22 protein-coding genes are annotated in these 20,310 nt (G+C 69.2%); 12 read left to right on the top strand and 10 right to left on the bottom strand.

Going from position 1 to position 20,310, the window contains the following annotated elements; translation table 11 throughout:
* Positions 1–6 precede the first annotated feature (6 nt).
* Both ACFVBH_RS33220 and ACFVBH_RS33215 read left to right on the top strand, forming a co-directional pair.
* Positions 7–1,278, top strand: a complete 1,272-nt coding sequence (locus tag ACFVBH_RS33220) for an LCP family protein (protein WP_379007748.1) — start codon at positions 7–9, stop codon at positions 1,276–1,278.
* Between the two features lie 91 nt (positions 1,279–1,369).
* Complete coding sequence (locus tag ACFVBH_RS33215; protein ID WP_354991319.1) at positions 1,370–1,918, top strand: ferritin; 549 nt, start codon at positions 1,370–1,372, stop codon at positions 1,916–1,918.
* A 352-nt stretch (positions 1,919–2,270) separates the two neighbouring features.
* Here ACFVBH_RS33215 and ACFVBH_RS33210 read toward each other — a convergent pair whose 3' ends face one another.
* The 5 genes from ACFVBH_RS33210 to ACFVBH_RS33190 form a co-directional block, all read right to left on the bottom strand.
* Positions 2,271–3,188, bottom strand: coding sequence for a DUF5926 family protein (locus tag ACFVBH_RS33210; RefSeq protein ID WP_354988156.1), 918 nt, complete (start codon positions 3,186–3,188; stop codon positions 2,271–2,273).
* Between the two features lie 135 nt (positions 3,189–3,323).
* Positions 3,324–4,082, bottom strand: coding sequence for a TMEM165/GDT1 family protein (locus ACFVBH_RS33205; protein WP_379007745.1), 759 nt, complete (start codon positions 4,080–4,082; stop codon positions 3,324–3,326).
* A gap of 303 nt (positions 4,083–4,385) precedes the next feature.
* Positions 4,386–4,907 carry a peptidase gene (locus ACFVBH_RS33200; protein ID WP_354988158.1) on the bottom strand — a complete coding sequence of 174 codons (522 nt, stop codon included), beginning with the start codon at positions 4,905–4,907 and terminating at the stop codon, positions 4,386–4,388.
* A 240-nt stretch (positions 4,908–5,147) separates the two neighbouring features.
* Positions 5,148–5,771, bottom strand: a complete 624-nt coding sequence (locus ACFVBH_RS33195; protein WP_354988159.1) for a superoxide dismutase — start codon at positions 5,769–5,771, stop codon at positions 5,148–5,150.
* 250 nt (positions 5,772–6,021) lie between these two features.
* Entirely contained in the window at positions 6,022–6,633 is a 612-nt protein-coding gene (locus ACFVBH_RS33190; RefSeq protein WP_354988160.1) for a hypothetical protein, read from the bottom strand.
* Positions 6,634–6,958: 325 nt separating this feature from the next.
* Between ACFVBH_RS33190 and ACFVBH_RS33185 the strand changes: the two genes are divergently transcribed.
* The 3 genes from ACFVBH_RS33185 to ACFVBH_RS33175 are packed head-to-tail and all read left to right on the top strand — an operon-like array spanning position 6,959 to position 9,234.
* On the top strand, positions 6,959–7,330 hold the full coding sequence (locus ACFVBH_RS33185) for a rhodanese-like domain-containing protein (RefSeq protein WP_379007741.1): 372 nt from the start codon (positions 6,959–6,961) through the stop codon (positions 7,328–7,330).
* 18 nt (positions 7,331–7,348) lie between these two features.
* A complete protein-coding gene (locus tag ACFVBH_RS33180; protein WP_379007739.1) occupies positions 7,349–8,470 on the top strand; it encodes a DUF4328 domain-containing protein in 1,122 nt (373 codons plus the stop codon).
* Entirely contained in the window at positions 8,467–9,234 is a 768-nt protein-coding gene (locus tag ACFVBH_RS33175; RefSeq protein WP_354988163.1) for a glycerophosphodiester phosphodiesterase, read from the top strand. Before ACFVBH_RS33180 ends, ACFVBH_RS33175 begins: the two co-directional genes overlap by 4 nt.
* Here the strand turns inward: ACFVBH_RS33175 and ACFVBH_RS33170 are convergent.
* On the bottom strand, positions 9,231–9,905 hold the full coding sequence (locus ACFVBH_RS33170) for a TetR/AcrR family transcriptional regulator (protein WP_379007736.1): 675 nt from the start codon (positions 9,903–9,905) through the stop codon (positions 9,231–9,233). The genes ACFVBH_RS33175 and ACFVBH_RS33170 overlap by 4 nt on opposite strands.
* A gap of 28 nt (positions 9,906–9,933) precedes the next feature.
* Positions 9,934–10,845 carry an SDR family NAD(P)-dependent oxidoreductase gene (locus tag ACFVBH_RS33165; protein WP_354988165.1) on the bottom strand — a complete coding sequence of 304 codons (912 nt, stop codon included), beginning with the start codon at positions 10,843–10,845 and terminating at the stop codon, positions 9,934–9,936.
* A gap of 162 nt (positions 10,846–11,007) precedes the next feature.
* Here ACFVBH_RS33165 and ACFVBH_RS33160 point away from each other — a divergent pair, with 162 nt between their 5' ends.
* Positions 11,008–11,775, top strand: coding sequence for an SDR family NAD(P)-dependent oxidoreductase (locus ACFVBH_RS33160; RefSeq protein ID WP_354988166.1), 768 nt, complete (start codon positions 11,008–11,010; stop codon positions 11,773–11,775).
* A gap of 96 nt (positions 11,776–11,871) precedes the next feature.
* Here the strand turns inward: ACFVBH_RS33160 and ACFVBH_RS33155 are convergent, their stop codons facing one another.
* The 3 genes from ACFVBH_RS33155 to ACFVBH_RS33145 all read right to left on the bottom strand — a co-directional run bounded on the left by ACFVBH_RS33155 (position 11,872) and on the right by ACFVBH_RS33145 (position 16,018).
* Positions 11,872–12,072: a cold shock domain-containing protein gene (locus tag ACFVBH_RS33155; RefSeq protein WP_354988167.1), complete on the bottom strand. Its 201-nt coding sequence runs from the start codon at positions 12,070–12,072 to the stop codon at positions 11,872–11,874.
* Between the two features lie 344 nt (positions 12,073–12,416).
* A complete protein-coding gene (htpG, locus tag ACFVBH_RS33150; protein WP_379007732.1) occupies positions 12,417–14,372 on the bottom strand; it encodes a molecular chaperone HtpG in 1,956 nt (651 codons plus the stop codon).
* The gene (locus tag ACFVBH_RS33145; RefSeq protein ID WP_379007730.1) at positions 14,369–16,018 is read right to left on the bottom strand and encodes a TM0106 family RecB-like putative nuclease; all 1,650 of its coding nucleotides are present in this window, start codon (positions 16,016–16,018) and stop codon (positions 14,369–14,371) included. Before ACFVBH_RS33145 ends, htpG begins: the two co-directional genes overlap by 4 nt.
* 231 nt (positions 16,019–16,249) lie before the next feature.
* On the opposite strand from ACFVBH_RS33145, the gene ACFVBH_RS33140 reads away from it, so the two are divergent.
* From ACFVBH_RS33140 to ACFVBH_RS33115, 6 genes are all read left to right on the top strand, one after another.
* The gene (locus tag ACFVBH_RS33140) at positions 16,250–16,885 is read left to right on the top strand and encodes a DUF6474 family protein (protein WP_354988170.1); all 636 of its coding nucleotides are present in this window, start codon (positions 16,250–16,252) and stop codon (positions 16,883–16,885) included.
* 88 nt (positions 16,886–16,973) lie between these two features.
* Positions 16,974–17,492 (top strand): hypothetical protein, encoded by a 519-nt coding sequence (locus ACFVBH_RS33135; RefSeq protein WP_379007726.1) that lies wholly within the window; start codon positions 16,974–16,976, stop codon positions 17,490–17,492.
* A gap of 48 nt (positions 17,493–17,540) precedes the next feature.
* Positions 17,541–18,188: a YcnI family protein gene (locus ACFVBH_RS33130; RefSeq protein ID WP_354988172.1), complete on the top strand. Its 648-nt coding sequence runs from the start codon at positions 17,541–17,543 to the stop codon at positions 18,186–18,188.
* Positions 18,185–18,718: a copper resistance protein CopC gene (locus tag ACFVBH_RS33125; protein ID WP_379007724.1), complete on the top strand. Its 534-nt coding sequence runs from the start codon at positions 18,185–18,187 to the stop codon at positions 18,716–18,718. Before ACFVBH_RS33130 ends, ACFVBH_RS33125 begins: the two co-directional genes overlap by 4 nt.
* 40 nt (positions 18,719–18,758) lie before the next feature.
* The gene (locus ACFVBH_RS33120) at positions 18,759–19,694 is read left to right on the top strand and encodes a CopD family protein (RefSeq protein ID WP_379007722.1); all 936 of its coding nucleotides are present in this window, start codon (positions 18,759–18,761) and stop codon (positions 19,692–19,694) included.
* Between the two features lie 77 nt (positions 19,695–19,771).
* A complete protein-coding gene (locus ACFVBH_RS33115) occupies positions 19,772–20,233 on the top strand; it encodes an SRPBCC family protein (protein ID WP_354988175.1) in 462 nt (153 codons plus the stop codon).
* The last annotated feature ends 77 nt before the right edge of the window (positions 20,234–20,310 follow it).

Genomic DNA, 20,310 nt, shown 5'->3' with positions numbered 1-20,310 from the left:
CCGGGAATGCGCGGCGGGGCGCCCGGGCAGCGCGGCGGCGCTCCCGGCTCGCGCACCGCGGGTCCGGGCGAGCGCGCGGCCGGTCCGGGGCAGCGTAATGCCGGTCCGGGGCAACGGGATCCGCGCGTGGCGCCGCCCCAGCAGACCCGGCGCTACGAGCAGGCCGACGAGCCGGCCCCGGCACAGCGCCGACCGGCACGGCCGGTCGCCTCGCACGCGCCGACCCAGCGGCCCGAGGCGTACCGGGACGACGACCGGGGAACGCCGCCACCGCCCGCGCTGCCGGGGCGGCGGCGCAAGGGTGGCGCGCCCGCGCCGCGGCCCCGGCGCAAACGGCACTGGGGCCGTTGGATTCTGGCGTTGCTGCTGGTCATCCTGCTGCTGCCGATCGGCGTCGGGTTCTATGTCGAGAACCACCTGGCGCGGATCGACGCGCTCACCAACTACACCGGGCGGCCCACCAACACGCCCGGGACCAATTGGCTGCTGGTGGGTTCGGACAGTCGCTCGGGTCTGTCGGCGGAACAGGAATCCGAACTCGCGACCGGCGGTGAGGTCGGCTCCGAGCGGACCGACACGATCATCCTGGTGCACGTGCCGGAGTCCGGGGAGCCGACGCTGGTCAGCCTGCCGCGCGATTCGTACGTCACCATTCCGGGCTACGGCAAGGACAAGCTCAACTCCGCGTTCTCCTTCGGCGGCCCGACGCTGCTGGTCGAGACCGTGGAGGGCGCGACCGGACTGCGCGTCGACCACTACGCGCAGATCGGATTCGGCGGCTTCGCCGACATCGTCGACGCGGTCGGCGGGATCGAGATGTGCCTGGACGACGCCATCGAGGACCCGCTCGCCGGGCTCAGCCTGCGCGCCGGCTGCCAGACGCTGAACGGCGCCGAGGCCCTCGGCTTCGTCCGCACCCGCGCCACGCCGCGCGCGGATCTGGATCGCATGCTGAATCAGCGCAAGTTCCTGAGCGCGCTGCTGAAGAAGGCGGCCAGTCCGGGCACGCTGATCAACCCGTTCCGGTCGTGGCCGTTGATACAGGGCTTGACGAAGGCGTTGAAGGTCGACACGAGCGATCATGTGTGGAATCTGGCATCTTTGGGGAAGGCGCTGGCCGGTGATCCGGTCGCGACGACCGTGCCGATCGCCGGGTTCGACGACACCGACGCGGGCAACGTGCTGCTCTGGGACAAGGCCCGGGCCAGCAGGTTCTTCGAAGCGCTCGCCAAGGACGAACCCATTCCGGCGGACCTCGTCACCACCGTCGGCAATTAGTCGAATTAGGCAATACTTGCCTCATTTAGGCTGGGCTCAATAAGGCTGCACTTGGATGACACGCGTTCTGACCAGGGCTAATGTCGTCGGCATGTCGAGCCGAACCCAAACCAAGCGCAGCAAGTTCCACGGTTTGCTGCATGACCAGATCCGCAATGAATTCAATGCCGAACACCAGTACATCGCCATCGCGGTGTGGTTCGACAATGCGGATCTGCCGGTGCTTGCCAAGCACTTCTACAAGCAGGCGGTCGAAGAGCGCAATCACGCCATGATGATCACGCAGTACTTCCTCGACCGCGATATGAGCGTCGACTTCACCAGCGTCGACGCCGCCAAGTCGGAATTCGAGAATGCGCGCGAGCCGATCGCGCTGGCGCTGGCGCAGGAGAAGACGGTCACCGACCAGATCATCCAGCTCGCCAGCACCGCCCGGGAAGAAGGCGATTACCTGGGCGAACAGTTCATGCAGTGGTTCCTCAAGGAGCAGGTCGAGGAAGTCGCGCACATGAATACGCTGCTCACGGTCGCCGACCGGGCCAGCGCGAATATGTTCGACCTGGAGAACTTCGTCGCGCGCGAGCTGAGCTCGCCGCCGGACGCTTCCGGGTCCCCGAAGGCCGCGGGCGGTTCCATTTAGTTCGCAATTTCAGTAAAGGCCCGGTCCCTTGCGCTGGACCGGGCCTTTTCTGTTGGGTTACCGCGGTATTGCTACTTCGCGGAGATGCTGCTGAACAGGCTCTTGATCAGACCGAGAATGGCATCCATGGTGTTCTCCTCATCAGGTTTGCCCCGAGTTTCCGGGGTGACTCCCCGCTGTTCCGGGGGTGAGGAGAACGTAACCGAGCCCAACGAACGAGATATGGTTTTTTCAAAAATTCTTCCGGCAAAATTTTCGGGCCGTTTGCCGGTGGTCGCAACCAACCGGCAAACGGCCCGGAGATCGCCCGCTCAGCACCCGGATCCGGGTGCGGCGGACCGGTGCGCGGGAATCAGCGCAGCGTCACCTGACGCGAGCGCAGACCGTCGCGGGAGCGGCGCTCCTCGGAGGTGAGCGGCTCGGTGTTCGCCAGCGCCGCGATCAGGCGCGCGCCGAACTCGCGAGCGGCGGGCTCCCACTCGGTGGCGTGCTTCTCCGGGTCCAGGTCGAAGACCGGCACCAGCAGGCCGTGCGTGCGGAACGAACCCGCGAACCGCGAATCCTCGCCCAGATGCAGCTCGCCGGCCGCGTGCAGCCGAGCCAGCGCCAGCATCAGCTGATCCTCGTCCTCGGGCCGCACCCAGCGCAGATGCGCCTTCTCGCCCGCATCCACCCACCAGGCCGCGCCGACGGCGTCCGCACCCAGGTTCAGGCGCGCCGAGGGCATGATCGCCTGGTTCGCCTGCTCGATGGTGGCGGCCACCTGCTTGTCCGGAGTGACGCCCTCGGGGACCCACCAGTTGAAGTCCTGGTGCACGGTCAGGTCCAGCGCGGCGCCCGGATCCAGGACGTCGGTCAGCGTCGGCGCGCCGTCCACGCTCGCGGCCGCCAGCGACTCGCCCGGCTCCGCGGACTGGGTCCACAGGATCGCGGTGGCCAGATCACTCGCCGGGTTGTCCGACTGGAACTGCACCTGCGTGCCGACGAATCCGAGCGGCTCGTCGCCCGCCCGCACCAATGCGGCAACCGCCCCCGGCAGCACCGTCGCGAGGGTCACCGCGCGCTCGGCCGCGACCCCCGGCGCCAGCTTCAGCGTGGCGGTAGCCGACGGCACGAATTCCCGTAGCGCGACCAGATCGCACTCCGCGGCCAGACCCTCGAACGGCCGCGTGACCGCCTGCGAAGCCTGCTCCTGCTCGGCTCGGCGCGCGGCCAGCTTCTGCGCGCGGTTGCTGTCCGGCTTGGGACTGTTGCGCTTGCTCTTACCCATGACGCGGAAGGGTAGCAGGGCGGAGATTATTTCCTTGCGTTGACCTGCCTGTTTAGGCTTTCCAACGGCTCTCGGGCACAGCGCTGTTCAGCGTTTCCGGATATCCATCGCAGTACGGGCGGCCGCTCGAGGTGATCAGTGCGCGTCCGGCGGAGACGCCTGCGCCGAGGACCGCGGAAGCGCCTCGGCGTCCGGGTGGTGCACGTGCGGCTCGCCGGAACCCGCGCGACGGCGCAGCACCAGCAGCACCGCGCCCGCCGCCAGCGGCAGCAGGGCGCCGGCCGCGACCATCGCGACCGTCCCCAGGCCCGGGGCGACGGTACCCAGCAGGGTCGTCGCGCCGAAGTACAGGAACAGCAGACCCGAGCAGACGGCGATCGTGCGTTCGGGCACGTGCTTGCCGACGGTGACGCCGACGAGGATGGCCAGTCCGCCCGCGGCGACCATGCCCAGGACCGAGCCGATCCACACCGCCACCCAGCCGTTGTTGGTGGCCAGGGCCATCGTCGCGAACATCGTGCGGTCGCCGAGCTCGGCGAGCAGGAACGCGGACAGCACCACGAAGAAGGCCGAGCGCGACGCCGGCAGCTGGGCCTCGTCCTCCGCCTCGTCGCCGTCCTCCCGGCCGGGCAGGGTCTCACGCAGGGTCCACAGGCCGACGCCGATCAGGATGGCCGCCGCGAACAAGGAGATGATCTCGGTGGGCAGGGCCGCGCCGAGGAAGTGGCCGACGCCGACGGCGATGAGGTTGACCAGGACGCTGGCCACGGTGATCGCGCTCAGCACCACCCACCAGCGGTAGCGCAGCGCGAAGGTCAGGGCCATCAACTGCGATTTGTCGCCGAGTTCGGCGAGGAACAGCACGCCGAATGTCAGCAAAATCGTGGTGATCACATCAGCTCCCAGGGTTTCCGGCCTGTCGGCTGAAGATGCGCGGGCGCTTCAGCCGACGCCGCACCGTGTATCGGTTTGGTTCTCGTCGGCCGAAGGTCTCGCCCACCGGGCGCCGGACAGGGCGCTGACGGTTCACGCAGCCGGATCCGCGCGGGACCAGTATGTCGACTACGCGATTGGGGGCTACTCCCCTTCGCTGCCGGAGACTTTACCCCGGCAAACCCGGCAGACGCAAACATCTATCGCCGAAATCGCAATGCGCGCAATAAGTTTGGGAACACTGCCGGGTGGTTTCGGGTACCCTCACGCCGCCAGCAGCATGGCCAGAACCGCGGTGTCGGGATCACTGATCGGATCCACCCCGACCCGGCTCACCATGGAGGTGACCGTGCCGTCGGTGTCGGTCTCCACCCACGCGGCCCGATGCTCGAGGCCCAGATGCGGCAGACCCGGCAGCAGCAGGCAACCCGAGGCGGCGCCCAGGCATTCGGGCAGCGAGGGCCGGGTTTCGCGCGGCGGATGCAACATGATCAGGGCCGGCGGCACATGCTGGGCGAACCGGCCCGGCAGCAGTGCCTCCTGCCCGAGCACGGTGCCCTCGGCGATGACGAGCCCGACCATGTCCGGATCCGGATCCTCGGGGAGTTCCTCGCGGGCTCCGAACACGGTGGTGGTCGGCAGCAGTCCGGGCAGGCTGGCCACCCGCACGGCCAGGACCAGCACCTGCGCCCATTCCTTGGTGGAGTCCGGCCAGCGGCCCGAAATCACGAATCCGCGTAGCGACCCACGCGATTGAAACGGCAGTACACCGATCTGTTCGCTCATTACGCCCTCCCGAAGTGCGGAAATACGGGGGCGGCCCTGCCCGTCCTGGTTGTGGATTCAGAGAATGCCCCGGAATCGGACTGGCACACAAGTACCAAAGAGTGCTAGCAGACGAACGGCCCGGCGAACATCGCGCCGTTCAGGGGCCGGAAACAGCAGTAGGCCCGCGAACCGGGGTGGGTTCGCGGGCCTACCGAGCCGGGCGTGTCACGGAGCGTGAACTCCGCGATGCGTGCGATCTCAGCCGAAGATCAGGCCCTTGCCCTGGTTGACGGCGCGACCGAAGCGGTCCTGCACCTCTTCCCAGTTCACGACGTTCCAGAACGCCTTGACGTAATCGGCCTTGACGTTCTTGTACTGCAGGTAGAAGGCGTGCTCCCACATGTCCAGGCCGAGCAGCGGGATGATGCCGAGCGGCACGTTGCCCTGCTGATCGGTGAGCTGGAAGGTGAGCAGCTTGCCGGCCAGGGTGTCGTAGCCCAGCCACGCCCAGCCCGAGCCCTGCAGGCCGTTGGCGGCCGCGGAGAACTGCGCGACGAACTTGTCGAACGAACCGAACTGGTCGTCGATCGCGGCGCCCAGGTCGCCGACCGGCTTGTCGCCGCCGTCCTTGGACAGGCTCTTCCACCAGATGGAGTGGTTGACGTGGCCGCCCAGGTGGAAGGCCAGGTTCTTCTCGTTCAGGAAGATGGCCGCGTGGTCGCCGGACTCGCGCGCGGCTTCCAGCTTCTCGACGGCGGCGTTGGCGCCCGCGACGTAGGCCGCGTGGTGCTTGGTGTGGTGGATCTCGTTGATCTGCCCGGAGATGAAAGGCTCCAGGGCGCTGTAGTCGTAATCCAGTTCTGGCAGCGTGTACTCGGCCACGATGTCCCTTCCTCAGTGCTCAGTGTCGTCGGCTGTGTGCCCTCGGCCCGTGCCGCGGCGCACCCAACCATCATTCGTACACCCGCTCCCGTGCAACCGGGCCGCGTGCCCCCACATTCCAGCGCTTACCCAGTTTTCCCAACCTATGGACACAGGCTGATCTCAACCCGGCCGGGCGCGGGCCCGAACATGCGGAAGGGCCGCCCGGCGCCTGACCCGGTGCGGCCCGTTCGATCCGAGGAATCCGAAGTTACAGCGGCGGAACGATATTCGGCCGCATGGTGCGCGGATCGCCCGCCGAGTGCGCCTTCCACCAGCGCACCCCGCCCGCGACGAACTCCTCGAGCGGAATCTCCTTGCCCGCCTTGTCCTGCACGCTGATGCCGTCGAACCACACCCGCATATCGAGCTCGCGGGGGTCGATGCCCTCCTCCTGGGAGAACTCGAGCATGTGCGCGGCCGAGCGGTCGGACAGCACGGTGTCGAAGCTGAGCAGTTTGCGCCACTGCGTCCAGGCGTTGTCGTCGAGGTCGAAGAACTCCCAGCCGTGCAGTGCGCCGCCGCCGAAGCTGCTGACCGCGTCGTGCAGGCCGTCCAGCGCGAGCGGGAGCACCACCGGATCCAGGTCGTCCCAGCGCTGCCTGCGCAGGGAGGCCGCGACGCGGCTGACCCCGGACAGGATCAGGAAGACGTCGCAGTCCGTCGGCGGCGGGCCGTCGGCGGGCAGGGTCAGCACGTCGAGCTCCAGGCGCAGCTCGGCGGCTGCGGTGTCGACCTCCACGCCGAGGCAGGTCGCCTCGGAGAGAGCGGTGTTGAGTCCGGAAATGTCCACGCCGTCGAGTAGCCCCCTGCTCACAGTCATAGCGTCAGGCTACCGATCTTGCGTTGTCCGTCAGAGGATTTCCGATTATTGGTAGTGTTGTCGGGTTTTTTCGCCGCGGCCACGCGGGCAACCCGAGCTATCCACAACCCGGCTGTGGATCAGCCTGTGGATTATGTGGATAACTACAAGTGAGATATGCACAGACCCACCGCAACGGGGTGGGTGACGGGCTTCCACCGAGGGGAACCGACCGGCGGTTTCGTGCCGCTCGGCGAGTCGCGTGCACCCGGAATGTCGATGCGGCAGGCCGGTTCGAGGGGATAGAACTCCCCGGCTCCCCGGCACGCGTGGCAGGATCGAAACCGTGACCAGTTCCCACGTCCCCTCGGTACCGATCGATGCCGTGCCAGCGGAATTCGACGCCGCCGAGCCGTGGGCCGCCACCACCCCGCCCCCGGCCCTGCTGCTGGACGTGCGCGAGGACGATGAATGGAGCCTGGGCCACGCGCCCGGCGCCATCCACATCCCGATGGTCGACGTGCCCGCGCGGCTGGACGAATTGGACTACGACTCCGAGATCTACGTGATCTGCCGGCAGGGCGGTCGCTCGATCCAGGTTGTGCAGTATCTGACGCATATCGGTTTCGATGCCACGAATGTCAGCGGCGGCATGGTTGCCTGGCAGCAGACGGGACGCCCGCTCACCGGCGACGGCGCCGACGCGAAGGTCTACTAGGCGCAGGATGATGGAGCGATGACAGGGGGAAATGTGGGCCAACCGCGATCAGCGGTCGTGCAGCCGTGCGCCCGCTGCGGCGCGCGCTGGGCCGTGCAGGGCAAACCGCTGCACTGGTGCCCGCGCTGCCACGGCGTGCTGCTCTCACCCGCCCCGGTCGACGCTCCGCCCGAGCGGCGCAACTACCGCTGGGTCGCCCGCCCGCCGGGCCGCAAGGCCCCGCATCCCGGGACACCGCGCCGCACCGCACCGAATCTCGCGACCCCGCACTACACGCAGATCCCGCGCTGGGGTCTGCAGGACCAGCAGCCGCAGACCGCCGCCGAGCCCGTGCACCGGATCGACCGGCTCGTCGCGCGCCTGCCCCGCCTGCTCGTCACGACCGCCGTGGTGTTCGGCGTCGCGGCCCTGACCGAGCTGGGGCGCTACGGGATCCTGCTGCGCAATCGCCGCCGGTTGATCGAGCCGTGGCTGCTGTGGCTGTCCGATGCCGCGGTGACGGTCGCCGCGGTGACGGCGATGGTGGTCGCGCTGATCACCGCGGTGGCCGTGGTGGGCTGGCTGGCGCGCACCCGGACGAGCCTGTATGCCGCTGCGGGACGCGAGGATTCGCGGTCGCTCGCGGAACTGTTCGCGGGTTGTCTCGTGCCCGGGGTGAATCTGGTGTGGCCGGGCGTCTTCCTGACCGAGACGGTCCGGGTCGGCGCCACCGGGGCCGACGAACCGCGGCTGCTGCGCATGGTGCGGATCTGGTGGGCCGCTTGGGTTCTCAACGGCCTGCTGGTGGTCATCGCGGTGCTGTACCGCTTCGGCGATTCGCTGCAGGTGCGCGCGGACGGCGTGTTGATCACGCTGTGGACCGATGCGTTCGCGGCCGGGATCGCGGTGCTGACGCTGTGGCTGGTGCGCGGCTTCGCCGGGCGCGATCTGCGGGGGCGCGAGCTCACCGCGCAGCGCTGGCTGATCGCGACCACACCCGCCGCGCCGGTCATCGAACCGGTGCAGCCGGGATCGGCGGCTGCCGCCGGGCGCGCGCCGGCGACCGCCGTCGGCAATGATGAGGCCATCGCCGCAGAGGCGGCCGGCCCGGAGTCCACGGGGGCGCCGGAAGCCGAGCATGAGGAGGTATTGGCGAAGTGAGCCGGGCCAGTCGCGCGCCGTTCGTGGTCGCGCACCGGGGGGCGTCGGCGGCGCGACCCGAACACACCCTCGCCGCATACGAACTCGCCTTGCAGGAGGGCGCCGACGGCGTCGAATGCGATGTGCGACTGACCAAGGACGGTCAGCTGGTCTGCGTGCACGACCGCACCGTGGACCGGACCTCGGACGGCGTGGGCGCGGTCTCGGAGATGACCCTCGAGGAACTCGAGGCCCTGAACTTCGGCACCGCCGAGGAACCGTCCCCGGTGCTGACCCTGGCCCAGCTGATCGAGCTGGTGCTGGATTGGAAGAGCCGCCCCACCAAGCTCTTCATCGAGACGAAGCACCCGGTGCGCTTCGGCGCCCAGGTGGAGACGACGCTGCTGACCGAGTTGCAGCGCTACGGCATCGCCGCACCCGCCTCGGCCGATCATTCACGCGCGGTGGTGATCTCCTTCGCCGCCACGGCGGTGTGGCGCATCCGCCGCGCCGCGCCGCTGCTGCCGACGGTGCTGCTGGGCGAGTCCTCGCTCTACCTGTCCGGCGGCGCGGCCACCACGGTCGGCGCGACCGCGATCGGCCCCTCGGTCCGCACCCTGCGCGAACACCCCGACCTGGTCGACAAGGCCGCCGCCGCGGGCCGGGCGACCTATGTCTGGACGGTCGACGATCCCGACGACGTGCAACTCTGCGCCGACCTCGGCGTGAGCTGGGTGGCGACGAACCACCCCGGCCGCACGAAAACGCTGCTTCCCGAGGCCTAGTCGGCGTTCTCGGGCTCGGGCCCGTCCGCCAGCGGGATCGTGCCGAACAGGCCGCCGCTGCGGCGTACCAGGTCCATGAGGGGCTCGCGGAGCGCGCGCAGGCCTTCCAGGTCGCCGATCGCTATCCGGTTGGTGACCATCGCGCTCAGGGCGGCGACGAGGGTCTGGCAGGCGAAGTGCTGCTGGTCGGTGTCGGCCTCGAGGATGTCGGCGACGATCGCCACGAAGGTTTCCTGGAGCTGGGTGCGGCGGGCGATGGCCTCGGGGCCGACGGCGTAGACCTCGACCAGGAACAGGCGGGCGTAGGCGGGTTCGGCGGAGAGCGCGTCGAGGTAGGCGCCCAGGACGCGTTCCATGCGGGCCGCTTCGGTCTCGCCCTCGATCTCCAGGCCGGTGACGGCGAGCATGCCGGTGAGCAGGAGTTCCACCGCGCGCTCGTAGGCGGCCTCGAAACAGTCCTCCTTGGAACGGAACTGCTCGTAGAAGGTTTCGCGGGACACGCCCGCGCGTTTGATGACCGCGGCGACCGGGGTGCCGACGTACCCGTTCTCCGCCATCGCCTCGGCCATGGCCAGCAGGATCCGGTCGCGCTGGGCGGCGACCACGATCTCCCGGGGCAGACCGTGGCGGCCGCGGGGCAGCTGGCGGGCGGTGACAGCCGATTCGGGCATGCGGTGAACTCCGTTGGGCCGGGACGGGTTAGGCGAACTTCCCCATTCTGCTCGGTCGGGCGGGCTGTTCGGTGGTGAAACCGACCTGTTCGGTGCGAGCTATGTCGAGACCGGACGCGACGCCGTGGCGCAGAGCGTAGTCGATCACCCGCTGACCTATGCCGCGGAACTCCAGCACCACGCCCACCCAGTAGGGCGAGACCACGCGGCGGGCGCGGCGGGCCAGGGCGCGTTCCATGGCGTCGATGGCGGGGCCGAGCGGGGCGATGCCGGACACCGTCGAGCGGCCCAGAATGCTGTGCGCGGCATGGGTTCCGAAGCCGCGGCTGGTCATGTCGGTGTCGAGTTCGGCGAAGTAGGCGAGGCCGACCTTCGCGCCGGTGTGCCGCATTTCTATGCGCAGGGTGTTGCCGAGCGCCTCGACCGCGGCCTTGGAGGCGCTGTAGGCGCCGGCCAGGGGCAGGTGGACCGCGGCGGCCAGCGAGGTGACGATCAGGACGTAGCCGTCGCGGTGCGCGAGGTGGGGGCCCGCGGCGCGCAGCGTGTAGTAGAGGCCGAGCACGTTGACGGTGAGGGTCTGTTCCAGCACCTCCGGATCGCCGCCGAGCAGGGACATCTGGCGGGCGATGCCGGCGTTGGCGACGACCGCGTCGAGGCCGCCGAGTTCGGCGGTGAGGGAGTTGACCACGCGCTCCACCTGCGCGGGATCGCCGATGTCGCAGTAGCGCCAGGGCGCGTCGCCGCAGTCGGCGGCGACCTCGGCCAGCAGCGCCTCCTCGATGCCGAGCAGGGCAACGCGTGCGCCGTGCGCGTGCAGCTGGCGGGCCAGCGCGGCGCCGATGCCGCGCGCTCCGCCGGTGATCAGGATCCGTTTGCCGGCCACGCGCGGGACGGAGCGACGGAAACCACGGCGCTGACGTGGGGGTTGACCGGCGTTCATGCAGCGACAGTAGCACTCGGCGAACAGTCATGTTCGCAAACTGACGGGTACGGGCGAACCCGTACATACCCGGCCCCCCTCGAGGCCGGTGCACCGCCCCACTATGGTGCCTATTGACGGAAGGCCAGTGAGAGGGCCGTCCACGTTCGAGAGGACCACCCCGTGGAGATTTCGGGATCTGCCGCCATTGTCACCGGAGGCGCTTCGGGCCTGGGCGCGGCCACGGCCAAGCGCCTGGCCGACGCCGGCGCCACCGTGTTCGGCCTGGACCTGGCCCAGTCGATCGAGCGCGCGGGCGACAGCGTCCCGGCCGGGATCACCCTCATCCCGACCGACGTCACCTCCGGTGACGAGGTGGCCGCCGCGGTCGCCACCGTCGTGGAATCCGGTGTGCCGCTGCGCATCGTGGTCAACTGCGCCGGCGTCGGCTGGGCCGGGCGCATCCTGTCCAAGAACGGCCCGCACGATCTGGAGCTGTTCCGCACGGTCATCACCGTGAACCTGCTGGGCACCTTCAACGTCATGCGCCTGGCCGCCGACGCGATCTCCAAGACCGAGCCGGTCGACGAGTACGGCTCGCGCGGTGTGGTCATCAACACCGCCTCGGTCGCGGCGTTCGAGGGCCAGATCGGGCAGATCGCCTACTCCGCCTCCAAGGGCGGCGTCGCCGGCATGACCATCCCGGCCGCGCGCGACCTGGCGCAGTTCGGCATCCGCGTCAACACCATCGCACCCGGCATCATCGACACCCCGATGCTCGCCGGTGTCACCGAGGAGTACCGCAAGGGCCTCGAGGCCGGCGTTCCGTTCCCGTCGCGCCTGGGCCGCCCGGACGAGTACGCGCAGCTGGCGCAGTACATCACCGAGCACGACTACCTGAACGGCGAGACCATCCGCATGGATGGCGCGCTGCGCATGGCTCCGCGCTAGAGGCGAACAACACAAGGCCCGCACCGGAACACGGTGCGGGCCTTGTTATTTCACGAGCTCGGCCGACGCGGAGGCTTCAGCGCCTGACCGGAATTCTCAGTGGGCTTTGACGGCCGCTGCCTGCGGGCCCTTCTTGCCTTCGGTGATCTCGAAGCTCACGGCCTGGCCCTCTTCGAGCTGGCGGTAGCCGTTGCCTTCGATCTCGGAGTAGTGAACGAACACATCGGGGCCGTCCTCGCGGGCGATGAAGCCGTAGCCCTTCTCCGCGTTGAACCACTTGACGGTGCCCTGAACCATAACTTTCTCCTGCTGGATGTTGCATCGGCCGCCGCGGTCACGGTGACCGGGTCGAAATCAGAAGGCGACTTGCAGCTTGCCTGGCAAGAGAAGCGCCCGCACGATGTTCAGCGCGAGCATGTGAGACACGAACACGAAAAACTTACGACCAAGACGTTCAACGTACGCCGCGGGCGCGGGTTCCCGGAATCGGAAAAACATTGCGAGGGTCACATTTCGAACCCCGCGGCAATGACCGTTTTCCGCCGGAAGCGGCCGCGCTCCCCGCTGCCGAAACAGCGGGGAGCGCAGGGTGATTCAGCGAACGCGCAGGTCGGAGCCTTCCGACCGGGCGTTCCCGGCGATCAGAGCGTGCGGGTCAGGCGATCCGCCAGCACCCGGGCGAACCGCGCGGGATCCTTGAGCTCGCCGCCCTCGGCCAGCACCGCGGTGCCGTACAGCAGCTCCGCGGTCTCGGCCAGTTCGGCGGGCTTGTCCGCCTCGTCCGCGACCTTGGCGTACGCGTCGCGCAGGCCCGTGACCAGCGGATGCGACGGGTTCAGCTCGAGGATGCGCTTGGTCTCGGGCAGGTCCTGACCCGAGGCCCGGTACATGCGCTCGAGCATCGGCGAGAAGTCGAACGTGTCGCCCACGATGCAGGCGGGGGACGTGGTCAGGCGAGCGGTCAAGCGGACTTGCTTGACGCTGGACCCGAGGGTCTCCCCCAGCCAGCCCAGCAGGTCGCCGAAGTCCTTCTCCTGCTGCTCGCGCAGCGCCTCGGACTCCTTCTTCTCGTCCTCGGTCTCCAGGTCGACCTCGCCCTTGGCGATGGACTGGAACGGCGTGCCGGCGAATTCCGGGGTCTGGGTGGCCCACATCTCGTCGACCGGATCGGTCAGGATGAGCACCTCGAGGCCCTTGGCCTTGAAGGCCTCCATGTGCGGCGAGTTCTCGATCTGCTCGCGCGATTCGCCGGTCATGTAGTAGATGCCGGTCTGGGTATCGGGCATGCGCTCGACGTACTGCGCGAGGGTGGTCAGCTCGTCCGCGCTGTGCGTGGAGGCGAAAGACGAGACCTTCAGGATGGTTTCGCGGTTGTCGGTGTCGGAGAGCAGGCCCTCCTTGAGAACCCGGCCGAACTCGCGCCAGAAGGTCTGGTACTTCTCCTGATCCTCGGCGGACTGCAGCGACTGCACCGTGGACAGGACCTTCTTGACCAGGCGCTTGCGAATGGCCCGAATCTGCCTGTCCTGCTGCAGGATCTCGCGCGAGACGTTCAGCGAGAGATCCTGCGCGTCCACCACGCCCTTGACGAAGCGCAGGTACTCCGGCATGAGCTCTTCGCAGTTGTCCATGATGAACACGCGGCGCACGTACAGCTGCACCCCGCGCTTGTGCTCACGCTGGAACAGGTCGAACGGGGCGTGCGAGGGCAGGAACAGCAGGGCCTGGTACTCGAACGTGCCCTCCGCCTTCATCGGAATGATCTCCAGCGGATCGTCCCAGGCGTGCGAGACGTGCTTGTAGAACTCCTTGTACTCCTCCTCGGAGACCTCGCTCTTGGGGCGGGTCCACAGGGCCTTCTGGGAGTTCAGGGTCTGCGTCTCGGTGATGGACTTCTCGACGGCGTCCTCGCCCTCGCCGTCCATGATGGTCCGTTCCACATCCATGCGGACCGGCCAGGCGATGAAATCGGAGTACTTCTTGACGATTTCGCGGAGCTTCCACTCCTGCGTGTAGTCGAAGAGGTGGTCCTCGTCGTCGGAAGGCTTCAGGTGCAGGGTGACGGTGGTGCCCTGCGGGGCCTCGGCCAGCTCCTCGATGGTGTAGGTGGGGCTGCCCGCGGCCGATTCCCAACGGGTGCCGGTGGTTTCGCCGGCCTTGCGGGTGGTGAGCGCGACCTTGTCGGCCACCATGAAGGTCGAATAGAAGCCGATGCCGAACTGGCCGATGAGTTCTTCGGCGGCGGCGGTGTCGGTCTTGTTCTCCAGCAACTGCTTGCGCATCGCGGCGGTGCCGGACTTGGCGAGGGTGCCGATGAGGTCCACAACTTCGGCACGACTCATGCCGATGCCGTTGTCGCGGACGGTGAGCACACGATTCTCGCGGTCCACCGAGAGCTCGATATGCAGGTCGGAGATGTCCGCCGACAGGTCCTTGTCGTGGAAGGTCTCCATGCGCAGCTTGTCCAGCGCGTCCGAGGCATTCGAGATCAGTTCCCGCAGGAACGTGTCCTTGTTCGAATACACCGAGTGGATCATCAGCTCCAGGAGCTGATGGGTCTCGGCCTGAAACTCCAGGTGTTCGACGTGTTCGGTCACTCCGCGATACTACGACGGCCGAAATCGGAGATGGCCGGAACCTCGGCATCGGCCCGATCGGTCATCCAGTCGCGCAGGACCTGGGTCGCCAGCACGTCGTCCTCGTTGTACTCGAGGATGCGGGTGCGCTGGGACAGGTCGGGTTCGCCGCCCTCGTAGGCCACGGCCAGGCGGTACCAGCTCATGGACGCCTCGCCGCCCGCCTCGGGATCGCGCCAGGAGAAGCCGGCCACCGGGGCGATCTTCTTCAGGCCCTTGCCGTTCGGGCAGATGAACTGCTCGGAGACGGCCTGGAACATGTCCACCCACTGCGGGCTGTCCACGAAGCGCTGGATCTCCCGCTCGGTGGGGATGCCGGGCATGCCCGCGAAACGGCGCGCGGACTCGTAGAGCCACTTGTCCTCGGCGGTGCGGGAATAGCAGTAGGCGGCAAAGGTTTTGCCGTCCGCGGCGGCCTGCGCGCGGATCTCCATGAGCCAGGACCAGAACTCGGCGAAGGAGCGGCCCTCGTCGCGGGTGGGCAGCGGATCCCAGGTGACGAAGCCGCGGTAGACGCCGTCCAGCAGCGTGCCCCACAGGTAGGCGCCGTGTTCCTGATAGGACTCGAGGTCCACGTCCACCTCGACGTCGGCGCGGGTGACCTGGACGCGGTCCACGCGCCGGACCAGCGGCGCGCCGGTGGCCCAGGCGCGGGCGGTGACGATGGCCTCGGTGAAGGGCTCGTACTGCCAGTCGTCCGGGTCGTCGCCCTCCCAGGCGGCCAGATCGTCGATGGTCTCCACGCCGTGGCGGCGCAGCACCTCGGCGCGCGAACCGGGCGCCACCAGGCTGATATCGCGCCGGCCGACCAGCCACTGCTCACAGCTCTGCCCGCCCTCCTCGGGCGCGCGGGACCACCACGGGCACTGGCGGCATTCGGGGACCTTGGAGGGAACGGTGGGGAGCTCGCCGCGCACCACCGCGATGCGGTCGGCGTAGCGGCGGTCGTAGTCGTCCAGGATCGGGCCGAGGTCGTGCAGCAGGACGCGATCGAAGTGGTAGCCGATGGCGCCGCCGACCAGGGCGGGGCTGGCGTAGCCGTGCCGCTGCAGCATGCGGTACAGGTGCGCGAGGCGTTGCTGGTCGCGCGGCTGCGGGCGGTTGCGGACGTGCTTGTCCGGCTTGGGATTCCAGGTGTACAGCTCGGTGGTCAGCGGATGGAAGTCGGCCGGGTCGGGCTGGCGCGGGTCGGTGACCTTGTGATTGACCACGATGATCGGGACGTAGCCGCCGCGATCGGGATCCCGGCGCAGGATCTCGCAGCCGCCGCGCCGCCCGGTGTCGAACTCCTGCGGCAGCAGCCCGCCCCAGATGCGTTCGATCCCGGCTTCCATGGCGGCCATGGTCTCGGCCGCGCGCCGGCCGGCGGTCTGCTCCGGGGCGATCACCAGCCAGCGCTCCGGATCGGCCGCAACCAGGGTGTCCCGCACCAGCATTCGATGCGCGGCCGCGGCTTCCCGCCGCTGCTGCACGCCAGCATCCTCACTGACACCGGTCAGCACCCGCGGATGGGTGGAATCCAGTAGCAGCCGGTGCCGGCAGCCGATCAACGCCCGCGCGTCCAAGAACGCGGCGCGCTCGCCATGGTCACCGATGCCCGAATACACGACAAGCAGTATGGCTTGATGTCCCGACACACCCACCCTCGCGGGTGCCGCCGCGCCGCCGGTGTGCCGGGCCGGGGGGCGCGAGACGGCTGATTTTCGCCACGAGGCGGCACACGCTCGCGACGGGTTGTCGGGACGCACTAGGGTGGGCGGAAACTGTGTTTCATGGGCGGACAGGCATTTCCCCCGGCCCTGTGCTGCCATGGCGAACCAGCATGACGGAGGCCATCTATGGGGTTGTTCACCAAGCGGAAGAAGAAGGTCAGCCGGCGGGCCGAAGCCAAGGCGCTGAAGCACAAGGCCGGTATGGAGGCCAAGCTCGGTGCGCGGAACGAGCGCAAGCGCAACCGGAACGAGGCGCGCACGCAGGCCAAGGTCGCCAAGGCGGAGATCGCCAAGTTGCAGGCCGAGGAGAAGGCCGCGCTGAAGGTGGCCGCCCGGGCCGATCGCGAGCTCTTCAGCGCCGCGCAGGTGCGCAAGTACCTGGGCGTGGCGCGGATCCTGGTGCCGGTGCTCGCGCCGCTCGCCTACCGGGGCGCGACCTTCGTGCGCGGGCAGCTCGACACCCGCCGGGCCGCACAGCTCGGGGTCGGGGTGAACCAGCTCGGTGAGTTCTCGGGCCCGGGCGCGCGCCTGCAGGCGCGGGTGGCCAACGTGGAATCGACGCTGGCCGAGATCGAGAAGAAGAACCCGCAGGACAACGGGAAGTTCGTGGCCGACGTGCGCGACCGGCTGGAGAGCCTGTCCGCCGCGATCCGCACCTCCGACCAGATGCCGGTGCAGCGCCGGCGCGCGGTGCACGCCTCCATCTCGAACGAGCTCGCGGGCATCGAGACCGACGTGCTCGCCCGGCTCGGCGTGAACTGAGCCGGTTCCCGTGCGCCGCCGACGCCTCCGCCACCGGGGTCACCTCCCCGGCGGGGTCGGCGGCTGTGCCGGAACCGGCACGCACGGGGTGCGAGAACAGCGCGCGGACAGCCGATTCGGGCGCGGTGTCGTAGCGGGCGGCGCCGTGGCGGTGCTGGCGGTCGCCGCGCACGGTGTCGCGGGCGGCGGCATACCCGGTTCGGCCGGGCTCACCCTGCTGATCGCGGCCGCCGCGGCGATCGGGGCGCTGGCGGCGACGCTGCGCTCCCCCGGCGCGCTGGTGGCGCTCATGGCGCTCGGCCAGCCGGTGGGCCATGTGGCGTTGAGCGGGCTCGCACACAGCGGACACGGTTCGCCCGCAAGGGAATTGGTGACCGACGGGTCGATGGCGGCGGCGCACGCGCTCGCGACCGTGGTGTTCGCGGCCCTGCTGCTGCTCGCGGAGCGGCTGTACGGGTTCGTCTCCCGAGCGGTGCGTGCCGTCCTGTCCCGGCCGCATTCGGCGCCGGTGGCGGCGGGCGGGCGCTGGGCGCGCACGGCCGCGACGGTCCGGGACGCGCGCCGTTCCGGCGCGGGTGCGCCGCGCGCGCCACCGATTACGGCGTGAACCTCTCCCACACCCCGTAATCCCTTTGTCAGAGAAGGCATATCACCCATGCACACCTCGCTTTCGCGTGCGCTCGGCACCGCGACCGTCGCCGCCGCGGGCATCACCCTGTTCGGCGCGGGCATCGCGTCCGCACACGTCACCGTCGACGCCCCCGGCGCGGCCCAGGGCGGATACACGGTCGCCACCTTCAAGGTGCCCACCGAATCCGACACCGCGTCCACCACCAAACTCACCGTGGCGGTGCCGAATTTGAAGAGCGTCCGCACCGAACCCCTCGCGGGCTGGTCCGAGAAGGTCGACCGCAACGACAAGGGCGAGGCCGTCTCGGTCACCTGGGCCGTCGAACCCGGCAACGCCGGCGTGGCCCCGGGCCAGTTCCAGCGCTTCGTCATCTCGCTGGGCCCGCTCCCGAAGCAGGAGACCCTGAGCTTCGCCGCGACCCAGACCTACAGCGACGGCAAGGTCGTGAAGTGGGATCAGCAGGAGAACGCCGACGGCAGCGAGCCCGAGCATCCCGCCCCGGCCGTGCAGCTCGCGGCGAGCTCGGGCGACGGCCACGACAGCGCCGACGCCCCGGCCGCCCCCGAAGCCACCGACGACACCGCCCGCTGGCTCGGCGGCCTCGGCCTGGCCCTGGGCGCACTCGGCGCGGCCCTGGGCCTGGGCGCCGTGATCCGGGGGCGCAGCGCATGAGCCGCAGGATCCTCGCCGGTGTCCTGACCGGCCTGCTGCTGACCGGATTCGCCCTGCTGGGCGCGGGCACGGCGAACGCGCATTCGGCCGCCATCGGCTCCAGCCCGGAGAACGGCGCGCAGATCGACACCTCGCCCGCGCGGGTCAGCGTCACCTTCAACGAGGAACTCCAGCCCAGCTACCCGTCGATGACGGTCACCGGCCCGGACGGCAACCTCTGGTCCAAGGGCGATCCCAAGGTCGAGGGCTCCACGGTGAGCATCGAGGTCGGCGAACTGGGCCCGGCGGGCGTGTACACCATCGCCTACCGCGTCACCTCGGCCGACGGGCACGCGGTGAAGGACAAGCGCACTTTCAACCTGACCAAGGCCGGCAACGGCACACCCGGCGCGAAGGCCGGCGCCGCCGGTTCCTCGAACGGGGACGACGGCGGCGTGCCGCTGTGGGTGTTCATCGTGGGCGCGGTGGTGCTGTTCGGCGGCGGCCTGGCCTTCGCCCTGCTGGGCGGCCGGAGCAAGCGGCGTTCGTGAACCGGTTCGACCCCGCACCGATCCTCGCCCGGGACCCCGAATGAGCGGAACGTACAGCGGCGGTAGCCGATTGCGCTGGTTGCTGCTGCTGATCGTCCCGCTCGGCCTGGCCGGGGCGGGCGCGGCGTGGCTGCTCGCGGCCGGGGATCCGGTGCAGCCCGAGGCCCCGGCCCGGGTGCTCGCCGACTGCGCGGGCGCGACCGTGCTGGGATCGGCCGCGCTGCCCAGGCTTTCCGAGCGGCTGTCGCCGCCGTGGCGGTTGCTCGCGATCGCCGCCGCGGTGTGGGCGGCCATGGAATTCGCCATGCTCGCCATGGAATCCGCCGAGGTGATGGGCCTGCCCGTGACCGAACTGGGCGCGAACCAGTTCGGCGAGTACCTCACCACGGTCAGCGGCGGGCAGATCGGCATCGCGATCCTGCTGGGCTGCGGCGCGGTCGCGGCGTACAGCGCCTTCGGTTTTCGCAGTCCCGACCGCGCGACCGCGGATCTGGTGCTGGTGTTCACCGCGGTGACGCTGGCGCTGCGGCCCATCACCGGGCACATGTCGCAGCAGGCGTTCGGGTCGGTGCTGGGCGCGGTGCACGCGCTGGCGGCCGCGGCCTGGCTCGGGGTGTTGCTGGCCCTGGCGCTGACCGTGCGCACGCGGGGGGAATGGGCGAATCTGCTGCCGCGGTATTCGCGCTGGGCGCTGCCGCTGGCGGTGACGGTGGCGCTGACCGGGCTGGTGAACGGTCTGGTCCGGGTCGGCGGCGTGGCAGAGCTGGCGACGACCGGGTACGGGCGCATCCTGCTGGCCAAGACGGCGTTGCTGCTGGCCCTGCTGGCGCTGGGCTGGTGGTGGCGGCGGACCTGGGTGCCGGTGGCCGGCGACCACCGCATGGACGCGGAGTCCTCGCTGCGCCGGGCGATTGCCGAGGTGCTGCTGATGGCGGTAGTGTTCGGCGTGGCCGCCACCCTGGCAGTGACCGCGTGAGTACCGGCCGATTCGGCTGAATGTGTCCCTCACCTCATCATCTGCGAACAGAATTAGAACACGTTACTGTCGATTACATGACAGCTGTCAAGATCGTCGCGGACTGCGCCGCCTCGGCCGAATCCGCCTATTCCTACGTCAACGACTACCGGCATCTGCCCCGGTTCATCAATGAGATCAGCGCCTTCACCCCGCTGACCGAACAGACCGAAGGCGTCGGGGCCACCTTCGACGGCACCATCTCACTCGGCCCGGTCACCCTGCATTCGACCATCGAAATCGTGCGCCACGAACCCGGATTCGCCATCGGCGTGAAATCCATCAGGGGCTTCGAGATCGAATCCACCTTCCTTTTCCAGGCCAAGGGCGATGAGTCGTGCACCATCGACGCCATCGTCGATTACCGGGTGCCCGGCGGCATCGCGGGCAAATTGCTCGGCAAGACCATCGAGCCGTTCGTGAAGCTCGCGGTGAAGAGCTCCACCAAGAATCTGGTGACCCAGGTCGCCGAATTCCACTCCGCTCGCACCTCCGCCTGACTACCCGGGGTCGTCAGAGCCGCCGACCCCCGCCCGGAGCGCTTCCGGCCCCGGCTCGCCCGGATCACCCCGCTGTA

Origin of the sequence: Nocardia sp. NPDC057668 (assembly GCF_042799795.1) — a bacterium.
Lineage (GTDB): Bacteria > Actinomycetota > Actinomycetes > Mycobacteriales > Mycobacteriaceae > Nocardia.
The sequence above is the reverse complement of the archived record's forward strand: the minus strand, read 5'-3'. Positions and strand labels throughout refer to the sequence as shown.

Coding starts and splice junctions, on each gene's coding strand:
- ACFVBH_RS33165 (WP_354988165.1), bottom strand. CDS start 10,845: ATGAACGCCGGTCAACCCCCACGTCAGCGCCGTGGTTTCCGTCGCTCC.
- ACFVBH_RS33220 (WP_379007748.1), top strand. CDS start 7: ATGCGCGGCGGGGCGCCCGGGCAGCGCGGCGGCGCTCCCGGCTCGCGC.
- ACFVBH_RS33215 (WP_354991319.1), top strand. CDS start 1,370: ATGTCGAGCCGAACCCAAACCAAGCGCAGCAAGTTCCACGGTTTGCTG.
- ACFVBH_RS33115 (WP_354988175.1), top strand. CDS start 19,772: ATGACAGCTGTCAAGATCGTCGCGGACTGCGCCGCCTCGGCCGAATCC.
- ACFVBH_RS33170 (WP_379007736.1), bottom strand. CDS start 9,905: ATGCCCGAATCGGCTGTCACCGCCCGCCAGCTGCCCCGCGGCCGCCAC.
- ACFVBH_RS33155 (WP_354988167.1), bottom strand. CDS start 12,072: ATGGTTCAGGGCACCGTCAAGTGGTTCAACGCGGAGAAGGGCTACGGC.
- ACFVBH_RS33130 (WP_354988172.1), top strand. CDS start 17,541: ATGCACACCTCGCTTTCGCGTGCGCTCGGCACCGCGACCGTCGCCGCC.
- ACFVBH_RS33140 (WP_354988170.1), top strand. CDS start 16,250: ATGGGGTTGTTCACCAAGCGGAAGAAGAAGGTCAGCCGGCGGGCCGAA.
- ACFVBH_RS33125 (WP_379007724.1), top strand. CDS start 18,185: ATGAGCCGCAGGATCCTCGCCGGTGTCCTGACCGGCCTGCTGCTGACC.
- ACFVBH_RS33200 (WP_354988158.1), bottom strand. CDS start 4,907: ATGAGCGAACAGATCGGTGTACTGCCGTTTCAATCGCGTGGGTCGCTA.
- ACFVBH_RS33210 (WP_354988156.1), bottom strand. CDS start 3,188: ATGGGTAAGAGCAAGCGCAACAGTCCCAAGCCGGACAGCAACCGCGCG.
- ACFVBH_RS33190 (WP_354988160.1), bottom strand. CDS start 6,633: ATGACTGTGAGCAGGGGGCTACTCGACGGCGTGGACATTTCCGGACTC.
- ACFVBH_RS33120 (WP_379007722.1), top strand. CDS start 18,759: ATGAGCGGAACGTACAGCGGCGGTAGCCGATTGCGCTGGTTGCTGCTG.
- ACFVBH_RS33180 (WP_379007739.1), top strand. CDS start 7,349: ATGACAGGGGGAAATGTGGGCCAACCGCGATCAGCGGTCGTGCAGCCG.